16 protein-coding genes and 2 tRNA genes are annotated in these 17,268 nt (G+C 41.2%); 10 read left to right on the plus strand and 8 right to left on the minus strand.

All coding sequences use genetic code 11. The features are described from left to right. Nucleotides 1-88 precede the first annotated feature (88 nt). The 5 genes from ACROAE_RS01930 (at nucleotide 89) to ACROAE_RS01950 (ending at nucleotide 5,652) form a co-directional block, all read left to right on the plus strand. Nucleotides 89-637, plus strand: coding sequence for a YggT family protein (locus ACROAE_RS01930; RefSeq protein WP_432399256.1), 549 nt, complete (start codon nucleotides 89-91; stop codon nucleotides 635-637). Between the two features lie 111 nt (nucleotides 638-748). Next, entirely contained in the window at nucleotides 749-1,204 is a 456-nt protein-coding gene (locus ACROAE_RS01935; protein ID WP_432399257.1) for a DUF4426 domain-containing protein, read from the plus strand. A 542-nt stretch (nucleotides 1,205-1,746) separates the two neighbouring features. Then, nucleotides 1,747-2,379 (plus strand): RdgB/HAM1 family non-canonical purine NTP pyrophosphatase, encoded by a 633-nt coding sequence (gene rdgB / locus ACROAE_RS01940; protein WP_432399496.1) that lies wholly within the window; start codon nucleotides 1,747-1,749, stop codon nucleotides 2,377-2,379. After that, nucleotides 2,380-3,519: a radical SAM family heme chaperone HemW gene (gene hemW, locus ACROAE_RS01945; RefSeq protein ID WP_432399258.1), complete on the plus strand. Its 1,140-nt coding sequence runs from the start codon at nucleotides 2,380-2,382 to the stop codon at nucleotides 3,517-3,519. A 279-nt stretch (nucleotides 3,520-3,798) separates the two neighbouring features. After that, nucleotides 3,799-5,652, plus strand: coding sequence for a DUF885 domain-containing protein (locus ACROAE_RS01950; RefSeq protein WP_432399259.1), 1,854 nt, complete (start codon nucleotides 3,799-3,801; stop codon nucleotides 5,650-5,652). Nucleotides 5,653-6,177: 525 nt separating this feature from the next. Here ACROAE_RS01950 and ACROAE_RS01955 read toward each other — a convergent pair. The 5 genes from ACROAE_RS01955 to trmB all read right to left on the minus strand — a co-directional run bounded on the left by ACROAE_RS01955 (nucleotide 6,178) and on the right by trmB (nucleotide 10,572). After that, nucleotides 6,178-7,119, minus strand: a complete 942-nt coding sequence (locus ACROAE_RS01955; RefSeq protein WP_432399260.1) for a LysR family transcriptional regulator — start codon at nucleotides 7,117-7,119, stop codon at nucleotides 6,178-6,180. A 426-nt stretch (nucleotides 7,120-7,545) separates the two neighbouring features. After that, on the minus strand, nucleotides 7,546-8,358 hold the full coding sequence (locus tag ACROAE_RS01960; protein WP_432399261.1) for a YggN family protein: 813 nt from the start codon (nucleotides 8,356-8,358) through the stop codon (nucleotides 7,546-7,548). Between the two features lie 226 nt (nucleotides 8,359-8,584). Beyond that, nucleotides 8,585-9,499 carry a glutaminase B gene (gene glsB / locus ACROAE_RS01965; RefSeq protein ID WP_432399262.1) on the minus strand — a complete coding sequence of 305 codons (915 nt, stop codon included), beginning with the start codon at nucleotides 9,497-9,499 and terminating at the stop codon, nucleotides 8,585-8,587. A gap of 6 nt (nucleotides 9,500-9,505) precedes the next feature. Continuing rightward, the gene (locus ACROAE_RS01970) at nucleotides 9,506-9,832 is read right to left on the minus strand and encodes a 50S ribosome-binding protein YggL (protein ID WP_432399263.1); all 327 of its coding nucleotides are present in this window, start codon (nucleotides 9,830-9,832) and stop codon (nucleotides 9,506-9,508) included. Nucleotides 9,833-9,855: 23 nt separating this feature from the next. Then, on the minus strand, nucleotides 9,856-10,572 hold the full coding sequence (gene trmB, locus ACROAE_RS01975; RefSeq protein ID WP_432399264.1) for a tRNA (guanosine(46)-N7)-methyltransferase TrmB: 717 nt from the start codon (nucleotides 10,570-10,572) through the stop codon (nucleotides 9,856-9,858). Nucleotides 10,573-10,814: 242 nt separating this feature from the next. Between trmB and mutY the strand changes: the two genes are divergently transcribed. The 4 genes from mutY to ACROAE_RS01995 all read left to right on the plus strand — a co-directional run bounded on the left by mutY (nucleotide 10,815) and on the right by ACROAE_RS01995 (nucleotide 13,533). Next, nucleotides 10,815-11,888: an A/G-specific adenine glycosylase gene (gene mutY / locus ACROAE_RS01980; protein WP_432399265.1), complete on the plus strand. Its 1,074-nt coding sequence runs from the start codon at nucleotides 10,815-10,817 to the stop codon at nucleotides 11,886-11,888. 33 nt (nucleotides 11,889-11,921) lie between these two features. After that, complete coding sequence (locus ACROAE_RS01985; protein ID WP_160053097.1) at nucleotides 11,922-12,200, plus strand: oxidative damage protection protein; 279 nt, start codon at nucleotides 11,922-11,924, stop codon at nucleotides 12,198-12,200. Nucleotides 12,201-13,375: 1,175 nt separating this feature from the next. Then, a tRNA-Phe gene (locus tag ACROAE_RS01990) sits at nucleotides 13,376-13,451 on the plus strand. A 6-nt stretch (nucleotides 13,452-13,457) separates the two neighbouring features. Continuing rightward, nucleotides 13,458-13,533, plus strand: a tRNA-Thr gene (locus ACROAE_RS01995). 197 nt (nucleotides 13,534-13,730) lie between these two features. Here the strand turns inward: ACROAE_RS01995 and ACROAE_RS02000 are convergent. The 3 genes from ACROAE_RS02000 to glnB all read right to left on the minus strand — a co-directional run bounded on the left by ACROAE_RS02000 (nucleotide 13,731) and on the right by glnB (nucleotide 16,349). Next, nucleotides 13,731-14,432 carry a SapC family protein gene (locus ACROAE_RS02000; RefSeq protein WP_432399266.1) on the minus strand — a complete coding sequence of 234 codons (702 nt, stop codon included), beginning with the start codon at nucleotides 14,430-14,432 and terminating at the stop codon, nucleotides 13,731-13,733. 216 nt (nucleotides 14,433-14,648) lie between these two features. Then, nucleotides 14,649-15,935: an NAD(P)/FAD-dependent oxidoreductase gene (locus ACROAE_RS02005; RefSeq protein ID WP_432399267.1), complete on the minus strand. Its 1,287-nt coding sequence runs from the start codon at nucleotides 15,933-15,935 to the stop codon at nucleotides 14,649-14,651. Between the two features lie 75 nt (nucleotides 15,936-16,010). After that, the gene (gene glnB, locus ACROAE_RS02010) at nucleotides 16,011-16,349 is read right to left on the minus strand and encodes a nitrogen regulatory protein P-II (RefSeq protein ID WP_124017158.1); all 339 of its coding nucleotides are present in this window, start codon (nucleotides 16,347-16,349) and stop codon (nucleotides 16,011-16,013) included. 221 nt (nucleotides 16,350-16,570) lie between these two features. Here glnB and ACROAE_RS02015 point away from each other — a divergent pair, with 221 nt between their 5' ends. Further along, the gene (locus ACROAE_RS02015) at nucleotides 16,571-17,086 is read left to right on the plus strand and encodes a GspH/FimT family pseudopilin (protein WP_432399268.1); all 516 of its coding nucleotides are present in this window, start codon (nucleotides 16,571-16,573) and stop codon (nucleotides 17,084-17,086) included. Nucleotides 17,087-17,268: the final 182 nt, after the last annotated feature.

The raw sequence follows: 17,268 nt of genomic DNA on the forward strand, positions 1-17,268 counted from the left end.
AAGATTATGGCACGTAGTAAGACAAGCTAACGTTAAATAGGCAAATGAGCCTTATCCAATTCAATGATATAAATGTAAGGCAATATTCATGAATGCAATGGTTTTCTTGATCAACACGGTGTTTGATTTATACCTTATGGTAGTCATTCTTCGATTTTGGTTACAACTGGCTAAAGCCGACTTTTATAATCCGTTCAGCCAATTTGTAGTCAAGGCGACACAACCCATTGTCGCGCCAATGCGCCGAGTGCTGCCGTCAATAGGCAGTATCGATACCTCATCAATTTTATTAGCACTTATCGTTGTTATTGTAAAAATGTTAGTGCTTACTTTCATCGCAGGTGCTGGTGTTGATATTTTAACTATCTTGTTATTTTCTGTGGTATCAGTGCTTAAAAATGCGGGCGTATTGCTGTTTTGGATGCTACTTATCCGTGCAATTTTGAGTTGGTTTAATCAAGGCTATAACCCAGTGGTGATGATTATGACTCAGTTAACAGAGCCAATTTTAGCCCCTGTGCGTAAAATTTTACCGTCTCTTGGCGGCTTAGATTTATCGGTACTGGTGGTGTTTATTGCGATGAACTTCTTAAACATGCTATTTGCACAGTACATTCCATTTTGGGCAATGATTTAAGCGATACGCTTTTCACTATCGCCTATTTAAAACTGAATTTAAAAGAGCAGCTAAGTGTTAATAGCTGCTCTTTTTATCTCTAAAGTTACAAGATCAATACAGGACTCTACCATGTTAAAATCACTGTTAAATTCGCGTCGTATCGTTAGTGCGTTATTGTTATCTCTAGCCTGCATTACCAGTGCTGCCTATGCCGAACAAAAACAGCAAGTGGGTAATTTTGATATTCACTACATGGCACTTAACAGCACCTTTATCACCCCAGAAATTGCCAAAACTTACGGTATAGAACGCAGTGGTTATAATGGTTTGGTGAATATCACCGTATTAAATACTAACCTGGAAGGCAATCCTCCTGTCGCTGTTGAAATCTCTGGCATCGCCAACAACCTCATTGATGCGCGCATGACACTCGACTTTAAAGAGATCCGCGAAGGAGATGCTATTTACTATATTGCCGAAGTGCCTTTCAGAGACGATCAATATGTCAATTTTGATATCGCGATAAAATATGCAAATCAACTCAATACATCACTAAAATTTAAGCAAAAGTTCTACGTAGAATAAGAAAGCGCTACGCTGCTAGAACGACCTACGGTCTCGAGGACGCTGCGATGCTAGAACGACCTGCGGTCTCGAGGACGCTGCGCTGCTAGGACGACCTGCGGTCTCAAGGACGCTGCGCTGCTAGAACGACCTACGGTCTCGAGGACGCTGCGCTGCTAGAACGACCTACGGTCTCGAGGACGCTGCGCTGCTAGACGACCTACGGACTCAAGGACGCTGCGCTGCTAGGACGACCTGCGGTCTCGAGGACGCTGCGCTGCTAGAACGACCTGCGGTCTCGAGGACGCTGCGCTGCTAGAACGACCTGCGGTCTCAAGGACGCAGCGCTGCGAAAATCTATTAACTAAATCTTAGCAGCACAGCTGTCCTAGCAGTGACGAAGTCACGCCCTCTAGCGAGCCTGCGAGTTCCTAGAACCTAGAACCTAGAACCTAGAACCTAGAACCTAGAATCATGGCCGAAGAACCATAGTACATCGCAGCTTTGTTAGCGTATAATGTGGCAAATTTTTACCTTAGGTCGACCTATTCATGCAATCTCCCATTCAACACATCGTGCTTGCCAGTGGCAACAAAGGCAAACTTGCCGAATTTGCGCAAATGTTTACCACTTATGGCATCGAAGTTCTGCCTCAAAATCTGTTTAACGTGCCAGATGTAGCAGAAACCGGTACCACATTTGTTGAAAATGCCATTATTAAAGCGCGCCATGCGGCTGAAATAACCGGAAAACCTGCAATAGCAGATGATTCAGGCATCGAGGTTGACGCATTACAAGGGCAACCAGGTATCTATTCAGCGCGCTATTCAGGCGCTGGCGCCACAGAAACCAGCAATTACCTTAAGCTGTTAGATGCACTAACAGGTGAAACCCAACGCTCTGCTCGTTTTCAATGCGTATTGGTGTATATGCGTCACGCTAAAGATCCAACACCGATTATTTGCCAGGCATCCTGGGAAGGCAGTATTAATTTAGCGCCACAGGGTGAGCAAGGCCATGGTTACGATCCAGTGTTTATTCCACACGGCTTTAATTGCAGCGCAGCAGAACTTACCAGTGAGCAAAAAAATGCCCACAGCCATCGCGGTAAAGCGCTTGAACTATTAATTAATGCCATGAAAGCACAGGGTGTTATTCAGTCACAGGACCCACAAACAGTAGACGGCGGCCAATAAATGACCTTGCAACTGCCACCGTTAAGTTTGTATGTGCATATCCCATGGTGTGTACAAAAATGTCCTTATTGTGACTTTAACTCCCATGGCCAAAATGGCGAGCTACCACAGCAAGAATATGTGAATGCATTACTAGCAGATTTACAAGCTGATTTAGCATATGTACAAGGCCGTAAAATACACACTATTTTTATCGGTGGTGGAACCCCCTCCTTGTTTGATGCCAGTCAAATTCAACGTTTTCTTGAGGGCGCGAATGCATTAATTCCATTTGAAGATGATATTGAAATTACGATGGAAGCAAACCCTGGCACGCTTGAACATGATGACTTTAGCGCTTATCGAGCCGCTGGGGTAACAAGGTTATCAATTGGGGTGCAAAGTTTTTCTAAAGAAAAGCTTAATTTACTGGGTCGTATCCATAACGAAGATGAAGCTAAGATTGCAGCGCAAAAAGCAAAAAAAGCCAACTACTTAAGTTTCAACCTCGACTTAATGCATGGCTTACCGAACCAAAGCTTTGATGAAGCCATGCACGATATCGATACGGCGACAGCGCTAGCACCACCGCATTTATCTTGGTATCAACTCACCATTGAACCAAACACCTTGTTCCATTCAAAACCACCACAGCTCCCTGACGATGAGAACTTGTGGCAAATATACGAACAAGGACAAAAAAAGCTCGCGGCGTTAGGTTACGAGCAATATGAAATTTCCGCTTATGCAAAACCGGGATATCAATGCCGACATAATTTGAACTACTGGCAATTTGGCGATTACCTAGGCGTAGGCTGTGGCGCACACGGTAAAGTCACCTTGCCTGAGCAAAACCGGATTATCAGAACCGTTAAAATTAAGCATCCTAAAGGCTATCTCGCCGCAGACAACTACACCGTTGAAACATCTGATGTGATTGAAGACGATCGTCCTTTAGAGTATTTGATGAATCGCTTAAGGCTGATGACACCCATTGCTAAAACAGAGTTTGAGCAACGTACAGGGCAATCTGCAGATGTTGTTAAGGTTGGCATGACAAAGTCGATAAACAGAGGCTTACTCACTGAAACAGACACCCATTGGCAACTCACGCCAAAGGGGCACATGTTTGTCAATGATTTACTGTCGCAGTTTATTTAACCCGACTTAACTCATATACAACACCTTATAAAACGTGCCCATTAGCAAGCGCTTGGGCACCCATTTCCCCCATCTTTTGCGCATGCCTTGCTAATAAAATTAACAAGTCAGTCATACGCCTTATTTAAGCCCTTCTAAACTCTCGGTGAGCCATCACTTATTAACGCGGAATGGTATAACAATAACAAAATACACACTTTCTAACATTTCAATTAACACATTTAGTGAAAGCTTGATTAGGATGTCAGCCTATAAATTGTGTACTTTAGGAAGATATCGATGTCCCTCAAAACCAAAACGACTATTATTGCCGTGGCACTATCAAGCTTATTAAGCACAACTGCTATTGCACACTCGCACACAACAGCTCCATTAAACCAACAAGAAACCAAAACTGTTGCTCTTAATAGCGAGTCAGAAAAAGCCAACGCATTGTTTGAAGACATCTTCATGGAAAATGTCATGTCCAGCCCTGTTAATCAAACCTACCTGGGCATCAAAAAAGACTACGACAAATGGAATGACTTGTCAGAAGCTGCGGCAGATGCCGACCTTGAGCGCGCTAAAAAGCAACTTGCGCAACTTAATGCTTTAGATGTAAAACAACTCGATGAGCAAACATCACTGAGTTTTGAGTTATTACATGCACGCCTAGAGCAAGCCATTGCTGACGATAAATGGCGTTACCATACCTACCCAATGAACCAAATGTATGGTGCTCATTCGATGGTGGCAGCCATTCTTATTAATCAACATCAAATTACAGATGAAAGCGATGCTAAGGCTTATATTAGCCGTCTGAATGCCACTGAAACGTTGTTAGCTCAGCTAGAAGCTGCATTAGAACTGCGTGCAGAAAAACAAATTATTGCGCCTAAGTTTGTGTTTGCTTATGTGATGGCTGACAGTGAGAATATTATTTCAGGCGTGCCGTTTACCGACACTGGCAAAGATAATGCACTTTGGGCTGATGCCAACCGTAAAATTGCTAAGCTCGATATCAGTGACGATAAAAAACAAGCCCTATTAGCAGAAGTGAAACACGCTTTACTCACCAAAGTTAAGCCCGCATATGAACATTTAATCCGTTACACCAAAACCCTAGAAGCGCGCGCGGATGATCGTGATGGTGCCTGGAAGTTACCAAACGGTGAAGCATTTTTTAATAATGCGCTTGCCCGCACTACCACCACTAATATGACAGCCAATGAGATCCACGACCTTGGATTGTCTGAAGTGAAGCGTATTCATAATGAAATGCGTATCATCATGAAAAAAGTCAATTTCTCTGGCACTTTGTCTGAGTTTTTCACTTTTATGCGTGATGACAAACAGTTTTATTACCCAGATACCAAAGCAGGCCAACAAGCCTATTTAACAGAAGCAAAAGCGTTAATCGATAATATGGAATCTCGTTTAGACGAGGTCTTTAAAGTTAAACCCAAAGCAGCTTTATTGGTTAAACAAGTTGAATCATTTCGTGAAAAGTCTGCCGGCAAAGCGTTCTATGACCAACCTGCACCAGACGGTTCACGCCCGGGCACTTACTACGCCAACTTATATAAAATGGATGCCATGCCTAAATACCAAATGGAAGCATTGGCTTACCATGAAGGTATTCCTGGCCATCACATGCAAATAGCCAAAGCACAAGAGCTGCAAGGCATCCCTCAGTTTCGTAAATTTAACGGCTACACAGCCTATGTTGAAGGTTGGGGATTATATTCTGAGTATTTCCCTAAAGAAATGGGCTTATATGCTGATCCATATTCAGACTTCGGCCGATTATCAATGGAGTTATGGCGCGCCTGTCGCCTAGTGGTTGATACAGGTATCCACACTAAAAAATGGACCCGCGAACAAGCGATTGCTTACTACGTTGAAAACACGCCAAATGCTGAGTCTGATGCGATAAAAATGGTAGAGCGTCATATTGTTATGCCATCTCAAGCGACCGCTTATAAAGTGGGTATGCTGAAAATTTTGTCCTTACGCGAACAGGCGAAAAAACAGCTTGGGGATAAATTTGATATCCGCGAGTTTCATAATGTAGTGTTACGAAATGGTCCACTACCGCTCGATGTACTCGAAGAACAAGTCAACAAATGGATTAAGCACATAAAAGCGGCATAAAAATTATGCCAGTAAAACAAGCTTCCATATCTTGATTTACGATAGCAAAAATTGATTTACGATAACAAAAATGCAGCAACCTAAGGTTGCTGCATTTTTTATTGAACTGAATTGAACTGAATTGAATTAAACGGAGAAAAAACACAAAAAAATAACCCCAGATCAATGCCTGGGGTAACCAAAAAACTAGGATGATGGTTTCAAAGCTGACATGGTTTTAGTTTGGAACAAACAATTGTCAGCACTGATTCAAAACTCGCTTGGTTGCCGATTTGAGCCTCAACTGAAAAGGGGTCATTTCTCAGAAAACGCATATTCAAATCATTTTGAATCAACTACCTCCCATTGTATTTAAATAAGAACAGAGTGCAATAACAAACATGCCGATGTTCAGTAAGTCATTGATTAGTTATTCGCTAAACAACTAAACAACGAAAAACTTAAGCATATGATAAATATAAGATAAAAATAAAGCCGCAAGGTAATATGCGGCTTTGTTTTATTTAGTGAACAATGTTTCCACTTTTACTTACGAAGTTTGTATAAATGTTCGAATTTAGCATCCCAATATGGTGGGCTACTGATGTGCGTTTTAATGAAATCGATAAATGAACTGACTTTAGGTGCCAAATGCTTACGACGTGGATAAACCGCCTGCAAGGGTAAATTATGCGTTAATTGCCAATCTGGTAATAACGGCACTAAAGTACCTTGAGCAATTTCATCTTCCATTAAGTAACTGGCAAGATACACAATCCCTAAACCACTTACTGCTGCCGATTTAAGTGCAGGAGCGTTATCAACACGGAAGTTACCCGAAACACCGATTTCGCAGTAATCTTCACCCTTTTTAAATTGCCACATGCTGTGCTCGTGCCACTCACCTTGATACACCAAGCAATTGTGTTCAACCAACTGTTCAGGGCGGCTAATATTTCCATGTTGAGCAATATAACCTGGTGATGCAACAAGCAAAAACTGACATTTCATTAGCGGTCTAGCAACCATACCTAAAGGTAGTTGCTCAGACATTGTTAACAATAAATCTAACCCTTCACTGACAACATCCACTTTATGGTCAAGCAGACTGACTTGCAATTCAAGCTCTGGGTGACGAGCCATAAATTCTGGCAATGCTGGAATAATATGCATGGTACCAAATGATTGTGAAATACCTACTTTCAACACGCCACGAGTGGCATCATTTAAGTTATGCACACTTGAAACAGCTTGTTCAGCATCGCGAAGTAATTCTTCACCTTGAAGGTACAGTAAATTACCGGCTTCGGTCAGGCTTAAGCTACGTGTAGTACGTTGAATAAGTTGTACACCAAGTTTGTGTTCAAGATCTGCGACTTGAGTACTGACTTTAGATTTAGAAATGCCAAGACGTCTGGCTGCAGCACTAAAACTTCCTGCTCGTGCAACGTGAGTAAAAATTGCGATAGGTTCTAACAGTTCTAACATGGAAGTCGCCTTAAACTGGTTACGACATTAATAAAATTCAGGTGCTTGTTGAATCCCAAATATAAGCAAGTCAACTGCCACATTTGAGTTAAACATTCACATCAACTCAGTCATATTTATCGAATTAGATTGAAAAAAATGGCAGAACACGCAAAAGCTGTTATCCGACACTCATTTTTGTCATCGTTAAACATAACCGCATCTAAAGTAGAGTATATTTTTTCTTATAATTTGGGTGAGTATAACAAAAAAACACTATATGGCTCTATATTTATAATTGACAATTTTTTTATCAGAACAAAGAAATTAAGCTACGACAGGCAGATGAGGGCTTTAGGCACATAAAAAAAGCCCCTGTGTCTTGAAAAAGAGCACAGGGGAAGTCAGGTGTCATATCAGGGAGACGGGTTGACTAAATAAAACAACTTACTTGGTGGTTTCACCGAGTTTAGCTAACGTGTATGGCGCAAGTTCAGGAATGGCTTCTCGCGCTTGGCTTTCAAGCACTAATAACGCTGCAAAGTTGTCGCATACGGTTGTCGCTCGCGCTTCAAGCCCTTGAGACTGTGACTCAAGTTGCTTCTCAATATCGGTGCCTACATTGTCCATTTTTTGCGAAAATGCATTCATTTTCTCTTCAAACGTACCACCTTCTGATGACATAATTTGACTGCCCAGGGTCATCATTAGCGATCCCATTGAACTCGTTACCATTTGTTCAATTTCTTGCTCAAACTCTTTATTGAAGGTTTTCTCTATTGAGGCTTCTGTTGAGCCAAGGTAAAACTTATCACCTTGCTGATAGGCCATGGTATCGACTCGCTTTTGAATACCGACCATGAGTTTGTCTATTTGCATACCCGCGGCGTCGCCAAAAACAGGCGTCAGCGCCATATTAACGGCCTGAGTAGCGATAGAAACCACGTCACCGACTAAATCGATAACATCAGGCACTTGGCGCGATAACTCTTCTGAGTATTGGGTTAACAGTTTTTGCTGCTTATCATCTAAGGTCACTTTTTTGCCATCAACATACAGTTGGCCTAATTCAACACGGTATTTTTCATTGCCATTATCACTGACCTGTAAAGTTGTCGGTTCCACGGTGACATCGTAGTTTAACGTGACATTACACTTTTCATCATTTAGTGACATTTTAGCCATAGCGGGTGTCCATGCTCCTGCTGTAAACAGCAAACTACTTACTGCTAAACTACAAATTAACTTTTGTTTGGTCATGATAAAAACCCTTTTAGTATAAGAATATGAGTAATTGGTCTGGATATAGTGATTACTAAGCACAAGTTGTGCCAATTCCGTAACTCACTAATTTATAGAAGATAAAACGATTTAGATGTATTCAGGTAGGCAAGTAAACATTCAATGACGGCAGTGTATTCGCAAAATAAACCAAAAAATAGTCTATTTTGCGAATCTCAATAATAATTAATTTAACGGTGGGCTATTAAAAAATAGAACGGCCTAGTTGTTGACTGATGTGCTCGAGCATTGCCGTGCCGGCAAGCGAGTTGCCATTCATATCAAGCTCGGGAGACCAAACGCAGATAGACATATCACCCGGTATTACCGCAATGATGCCGCCACCCACACCACTTTTACCTGGCATACCTACACGATAAGCAAACTCCCCGGCACCATCATATAAGCCCGATGTAGCCAGTAATGCATTAAGCTGCCGAGTTTGCACTGGTGACACTAAATTATCACCGTTTAAGGTTTTGCCTCGATTAGCTAAATAAAACATCGCCCGAGATAAATCTGCGCAGTTCATTTTTAACGAACAATAATGAAAATAGCTTTTGAGGACAGTATCAACATCACCGTCAAAATTACCAAATGATTTCATCAAATACGCAATAGAGGCATTACGGGCACTGAACTGATATTCAGAATCTGCAACCACTTTATCGTAGCTCACAATCGGGTTTTGGCTTAATTGTCTGACCACTTCTAACATACGATGCTTTGGTGCACCTAAACGCGCTTGCAGTAAGTCGGCGATGATCAAAGCACCCGCATTAATAAATGGATTACGCGGTTTACCTCGCTCTAACTCCACCTGTACTAAAGAGTTAAATGAATGCCCTGACGGCTCTTTACCGACACGGTTCCAGATTTCATCTTCTGTGTATAAATTTAACGCGAGCGTGAGGCTAAAGACTTTGGAAATACTTTGAATAGAAAATGGTTCGAGGTAATCACCGGCCCCAATGGTAGTACCATCGATAGTCGTAATGGCAATACCTATTTTATTGGGGTCTACATTGGCAAGGGCAGGAATATACCCTGCCACTTTACCTTTACCCAATAACGGCCTGACTTTGTCTACCGCTTCTTGAAGTAATAATTGCTCAAGCAATTTGGTTTATCCCCACCAAATATCGTATAAGTCACTGACTTCGATACCTGACACTGGTTTGCTTTGCCAAAATGCTTTCGCGGCAGCAACGTCTTCATCAGTACATTTACCAATAGCTTGAGTAGCAATAATGCCTTCCCACTCTTTATGCCCACCACCGTGGAAACCTAATTGACGAGGTTCGATAACTTCATTGATGAATTGATCGACTAATGCATCAATGTCGGCTTCTGATACTGACTCATCAAATATCCAATTAATGTCAAACCCGAACTCTTGAAATTCATCGACTCGTAATTTTTTACGTAAACGTCGGCTACGATTTTGCGCCATGATGTACTCTCCTGTTGCTAGAATTAAGCGGTACGCTCAAACATGATATCCCAAACGCCATGACCTAAACGGTGACCGCGCGCTTCAAACTTGGTTAACGGACGATGATCAGGACGCTCAACCACTGTACCAGTAGTCGATTGGTTTTTATAACCTTCAGCGGCATTCATTACTTCTAACATATGCTCGCTGTAGTTTTCCCAGTCAGTTGCCATATGAAATACGCCACCGACTTTAAGCTTACGACGCACTAACTGAACAAATTCAGATTGCACTATACGGCGCTTATGATGACGTTTTTTGTGCCAAGGATCTGGAAAGAATAGCTGTAAACGCGCTAATGAACCATCAGCAATACTGTGCTCTAACACTTCCATCGCATCATGATGATACACGCGAAGGTTAGTCACTTTGGCGTCACCGGCATCACCTAAACAAGCGCCAATACCAGGCTTGTGCACTTCAATACCAATAAAATTTTGCTCAGGAGCAGCGCTAGCCATTTGCACTAATGACGCACCCATACCAAAACCAATTTCAAGAACGGTATCTGCTTCACGGCCAAACACTTGCGTTAAATCCAGTGGTTGTGGCGTGTAATCTAAACCCATTGTAGGCCAATGTGCCTCAATAGCTTGAGATTGCCCTTTGGTTAAACGGCCTTCGCGTAAAACAAAACTTCTGATTTTACGAATGTACTTACCGTCTTCGTTAAACTCAGCTGTGGTAACGTCGCTCATTATTGCCTCATTGCTTACAGACTTAATATTAATGTGTAGTAAGCAGACTTTATCCACTGCTATTACATCAACATTACGTCATTGCTATCGATATTTGATCAATTTAAAAATTCAGTGGCGCATTATACCTAAAGTCGCCGCACATGTTTACGCTAAATTATCATCGAGATTTTCATCATGCTATAAACACGAAAATTCAACCGCCTCTTGTGTAATAAAATCGCTATGGATACACTGCGACCATGAAAAAAGTGACCCCATTTGCTGAGCGTATAATCGCTTGGTACGACCTTCATGGTCGTAAAACATTGCCGTGGCAAATTAACAAAACACCCTACCGAGTTTGGGTGTCTGAAATTATGCTGCAACAAACCCAAGTTGCTACCGTTATCCCCTACTATGAAAAGTTTATGGCAAGGTTCCCAACGGTTGTCGACCTTGCAAATGCTCATCAAGATGAAGTACTGCACCTATGGACTGGTTTAGGCTATTACGCCCGAGCCCGTAACTTACATAAAGCAGCTCAACATATTCGAGACGCTTTTGATGGTGTGTTTCCAACTCACTTCGATGATGTGGTGGCATTATCTGGCATAGGTAAATCAACTGCTGGCGCAGTGCTTTCGTTATCGTTAGGGCAACATCATCCTATTTTAGACGGTAATGTAAAACGCGTATTAGCAAGACACGGTGCTATTGAAGGTTGGCCTGGGGTCAAAACGGTTGAGCATAAATTATGGCAATTAACTGAAACGCTTACGCCAAAAGCTGGCGTGGAGAAGTTTAATCAGGCGATGATGGATATTGGCTCTAGCGTATGTACTCGCAGTAAACCATTATGTGCTCAATGCCCCGTTGCCATAGATTGCACTGCACAATTACAAGGCAATCAAAACTTATATCCAGGTAAAAAGCCTAAAAAAGTGACCCCAGAAAAATCGGCGTTTATGTTGGTGATGGTAGATAACAGCAACGATACGACCAAGGTGCAATTAATCCAACGCCCACCTGCGGGTATTTGGGGTGGCTTGTGGTGTTTTCCGCAATTTGATACTCAAGATGAATTAACAGATTACTTAACCATGCATAAGTTAGAGGTATCAATACAAGGGCTTGCTGGATTTAGGCACACTTTTAGTCACTTTCATTTAGATATACACCCTGTTTTAGTCGAATTAACCTCTCAGTCGGCCACCAGCATCATGGAACAAAACAGCGCGCTCTGGTATAACATAGAACAACCTGCGAAAGTCGGGTTAGCGGCAGCCACAGAACGTATTTTGTCTAATTTAGCCGTACTTTTCGCGACACATTAGTTTTAATCGTAAATAAGTTAGTAAGGAATCATCATGGCTCGCACAGTTCAGTGTTTACACCTTAACAAATCTGCCGACGGCTTAGATTTTCAGCTTTACCCGGGCGAATTGGGTAAGCGCATTTATGACAATATCAGTAAAGAAGCGTGGGGCTTGTGGCAAAAAAAGCAAACAATGCTCATTAATGAAAAGAAACTTAACATGATGAATGTCGATGACCGCAAATTTTTAGAAGCGCAAATGCTGAGCTTTTTATTTGAAGGTAAAGACGTTGAAATCGAAGGTTACGTTCCTCCTGCTGAAGACGAATAACAAATCGATATAAAAGAAGCCGCTGATACAGCGGCTTTTTTGTGTGTATAAAACGATTATTGCTTAACAACCAATGTCAGTTCAACATTGTATACCCAAACAACCTGAAGATGCTCGATTTCAGCAAGAATTTACACGCGTTTAGACAAGGCATTGATTGCGGGTAATGGTTATTCCCTTTCCTAAATCAATAACGCAGCATAAACGCGTGTAAAACTTGCCCTTTGGGAGTTTCACCGTGCTTCCACTACGTTGTTACGTTAATTTATAAGGTACCTACATTACCGCATTAACGCGCCTAGTATTGAAAACACGGTGAAGCTCTGAAACACGTATCTTCAAGTTGATTGGGTATATAAGCCGCATCTAATACCATTCCACATTAATAAGTGACCACTCAGAATGCAGCCAGCGGTTTTTGATTAAGGCGTCGCTATGTAGTAATGGGTGTTCCCTTTCAAATAGCGAGAACGCAGAGCAAAAAGCGGCTGGGGCATTCCTTTCAGGCGAGTTTTAAAAGAGCTTACTGCGTTGCATGACTTCGAAAGAGAACCTATTCATTCAGTCATACGCCTTGTTTAAGCCCTTTTAAATTCTCGCTGAGAGAGCATTTACTCACGCGCAATGGTATAAATCCATTTTTACACCATAATTTTTTATTGCAAACGTGGTCACGCCGGTAAATCTGTACGATAGCCAATCCAAGAATCCTTACCCTCTCCAATGGCTTTGACATTATTGCTCAATGGATTGGTTACACCGTTAAAGGTGAAATCGCTCGTTAATTCATAAATTGCTTTTTAATGACGCAATAGGCGGAATTAGTTGCTATCGGTAACAGTAAAGATGAACATTCAGTGTTTTGAGCATCATTGATGGGCTAATCTGCTTATATTTAATATTAATGGAGCTGTTATGAATATTTATAAATACCGTATTTGCTCAGGTTTACTTTGGTTTTGCATAACCCAATGAGTCTTTTTATGCTAAAAAACCACAAAAGCAGATAAAATAGCATCAGTTTGCACATTAACTAGCCGAACAAACAAAAAGATTTAAAAAGCACTTGCACGATAAAAACCATCGCTATATTATGTGCGCACTCCAAACGACACAGGCACTGATTACCAAGTCAGAACCTAGTTTGAAGTAGCAAACTAACGCTTAGTTTAGTTGCCCGAATAGCTCAGTCGGTAGAGCAGAGGATTGAAAATCCTCGTGTCCCTGGTTCGATTCCGGGTTCGGGCACCATAATTAGCCGGCATAGCTCAGTTGGTAGAGCAACTGACTTGTAATCAGTAGGTCCCGAGTTCGACTCTTGGTGCCGGCACCATAAAAACAAAAAAGCCACTCAATGAGTGGCTTTTTTGCATCTAACGATTATAGATTAGTGATTGTCACAAACGTCATGCTTAGCACTACTCACCATTTCACTTAATCACTTAAACATCTTAAGTTTCTTAAAAGCTAGCCATAAAAAAGACACTCAATAGAGTGCCTTAGTTATAACGGTATCAATAAGCTACCAGATTATTTACCTTGCATTTCAACTCTTGCAAGACGATTAACTTGATTTAACGAACCTAAATGGCCAAAGATTGGACCTAATAAGCCACGTTTTTTCAAGTCTAAAAATTCTTCGTCAGTTAATGCGTTAAGTTTTACTTCATCGATAACATACAAACCATTGATATTGCGCTTTTCGCCAGCCACATCTACAGTAAGTGTTTGATTAATCAATAAGCCCTTTTCATTTAAAAAGCCTAAAATGCCGCGAGTGGTTTGGTCTTGCTCATAGTGACTAATCAATGCTTTCTTACGCGCCTCTAAAAACGGTGTTTCTTTGCCATCTTCAAACAATGCTTCGCCATCAGTTTTGCTGACTTCTTTTGCTTCTTCACGGATCCCTATCCACACTTTGTCTTTCACATCAGGATTAAGCACTAATCCAAGTGGGTAATCGCGCACTACTGCAGGAATATATAGACCTTGCCACTTGCCATCTTTGACACTTAAGTTTTGCCCAGGCTTTAAACCTAACATCGCAACTGATTGAAATTCATTAGTATCGCTATTTTTAACAAATACGATTGGGTATTCCGTAGCCGCGCGACTGATTTCATGAAGTGTTACTGGCACAATATGTTGCTCAGACACATGTGAGAAGTCACTTGGGATCAGCTTTAAATCACCATGTTTTGTTTGTTCTAATAGCGTAATTTGGTTTTGCATCTTGGCTCCCTGAGGCACTGATTATCTTCTTTGACGAACGTATAGCGTAATTGCGATACAAGAGTTAACAACTCGTTAATAACTGAAACTACCAAGATCAATCTTAAATTCAAGTACATTTAGATTAAATTGCGCTTATCATCATCAAAAGCTGCTTTATTGTGCAATTAAAAGGGCTTTAGCAGTCATAAAACCCTTAAGCTGGTTAAACGGGCATTAATGTAATTTAAGTTTAGGACGCTGCCAACGTAGTAATTTTTGTGCAATACGATATACAGAAGCAGAAAACCAACCATATAAGCTGGCTAAATGGCGTTGATATAACGAGATATACATTAAGCGCGCTACGTGACCTTCTACGAAAAAATCACCAGAGCGTAAACTCCCCATCAAATTACCGACCGCTGAAAAACGGCTTAATGAAACCAATGAACCATAATCTTTATATTCAAATGGCTTTTCTGGCTGCAATTTCATTTTTAAGCACAAATTAGCATATAGGCGGTCTGCCATTTGCGCTGCAGCTTGGGCACGAGGTGGAACCGGTTTACCTGATGGTAATATCAATTGCGCGCAATCGCCTAACGCATAGATATCGTTGACCCCTTTTACTCGCATGCAGTCATCAACATCTAATTGATTACGCGGCGTCACTGGGAGTTGAGTAAAGTTCTCGAATACTTTTGGCCCTTTAACGCCAGCAGCCCATACTTTAATATTGGCTTTAATGACATCACCCGTTGCGGTCACAAAGCCTTCTTTAGTGACTTCTTTGACTTGCACGCCAAGATGGAGTTTGACACCGAGCTTTGATAATACCGTTTGTGCTCTTGCGCTCACTTGCTCTGGCAATTGTGGCAATATTTTATTCGATGCTTCAATCAGGTTAATGTCTAGATGATCTTTCGAGATGTTTTGATAGCCGTATTCTTTTACTGACTCAATAACATGGTGAAGCTCTGCCGATAGCTCAACCCCAGTCGCTCCCGCGCCAACAATACCAATCCCCAACTGATCTTGGGTTTCATTAAGTTGAAGCAAGGCATCCATCAATTTGTGGTGAAATAAATTAGCGCTATCGAGGCTGTCTAAGAAAATACAATGTTTCTCAGCGCCAGGCGTATTAAAACTATTAGACACGCCTCCTAAGGCTAACACCAATGTGTCGTACTCAATTTGGCGAGCGGCAATGATCTGTTCACCATCATCGTTATAGACTGGGGCGAGTTGAATTGTTTTGGTTTGCGGGTCACATTGTTCAATGGCTCCGCGAATATAGCGATAACCATTTTTAAGTCCATGATCGCGATATTGTAATCCTTCGATGGATTGGTCTATCACCCCTACGGCAACTTCATGTAATTTAGGTTTCCAAATGTGCACGGTGTTTTTATCAATCAAACTGATATCGATCAAAGAATTGTTACCGAACTTACGCCCTAATTTTGAAGCCAATGCTAACCCTGCTGCTCCACCGCCTACAATAACAATTCTTTGCTGCATAAATGACCTCTAAACACCTTTATTTTAACAATGTGACTCAAGATAAACGAACATAAAAAAAGGCCCCTGTGGGCCTTATACTGCTTCTTCGTTTTCTTCACCGGTACGAATACGGATAACTCGCTCTACATCGGTAACAAAAATCTTACCATCACCAATTTTGCCTGTTCTGGCAGTATCAACGATGACATCGATGGCACGCTCTAGCAGCTCATCTTGAATCACTAGTTCAATTTTAACTTTAGGCAAAAAATCAACCATATATTCTGCGCCACGATATAGCTCAGTGTGGCCTTTTTGACGACCAAAACCTTTTACTTCTGACACTGTCATACCCGTAATGCCAATCTCAGCGAGTGACTCACGCACATCATCCAATTTAAATGGTTTAATAATGGCTTCGACTTTTTTCATTACATACTCCTGTCATCGGCTAAATTGTTGGTTAAACATATGTCGTCGTTGACGTTTATTGCAACCAAACTGCTTGCAAATATCTTACTTGAATCTGCAGCTAATTGTCGCTGCTATTTTACGTATTTAGAAAAAGATATTTCACAGCAAAAACGCTGTTCATTTTCTATACTAATTGACCCCGTAGCAGGATGCTGCAACTAGATTAAGGATGAACTGTTATGCCTTACATTCAATCAAACAATGGCTTTGGCCTTATTGAGCTCATCGTCACTACATTAATTGTCATGCTAATGTCGCTCATCGCCATTCCGTCTTTTACCGCGATGAACGAGCAAGTGAGAGCACAGAGCAGTATCAAAGTGATACAACAATCTATGCAGTTTGCTAGAAATATGGCCATTAGTTATGGCAGAAAAGTCACAGTTTGTAATCTTAAAGCTAATAAATGTACGCGACAATGGCATAAAGGCTACACAATCTTTCTAGATGGATTAACACTAAATGAACTATCATCGTCAGACAAAATATTGCTTGAAGTTCCGGCATTTAATGTCAACGATATTGTTTACTACAATAGAAGATATGTTAGGTTTCAAGCTGATGGTCTGGCATCAGGTACAAATGGTACTTTTAGGTATTGCCCTCGTGTGATCGATAGCCCTTATTCTGAGGCGATAATCATCAATCAATCTGGAAGAGTACGCTTTTCAAGGAAAAAAGTGATTTGTAAATAGTTTACATGCTGGATTCGATAAAAATAAAATCACAATAAGTCAGGCTAAATTTACTAACTCAAAGTGCGATTAGGCTTTTTACCAATGACATTATCGCATTATACAAAATAATAGAGTGTTATTTTCTAAATTACGTGAGTAAAAACCATAGACCATATCTATTTTCTCCCCAATGATCCAAA

This window comes from Shewanella sp. MF05960 (assembly GCF_050849305.1).
Classification (GTDB): Bacteria; Pseudomonadota; Gammaproteobacteria; order Enterobacterales; family Shewanellaceae; genus Shewanella.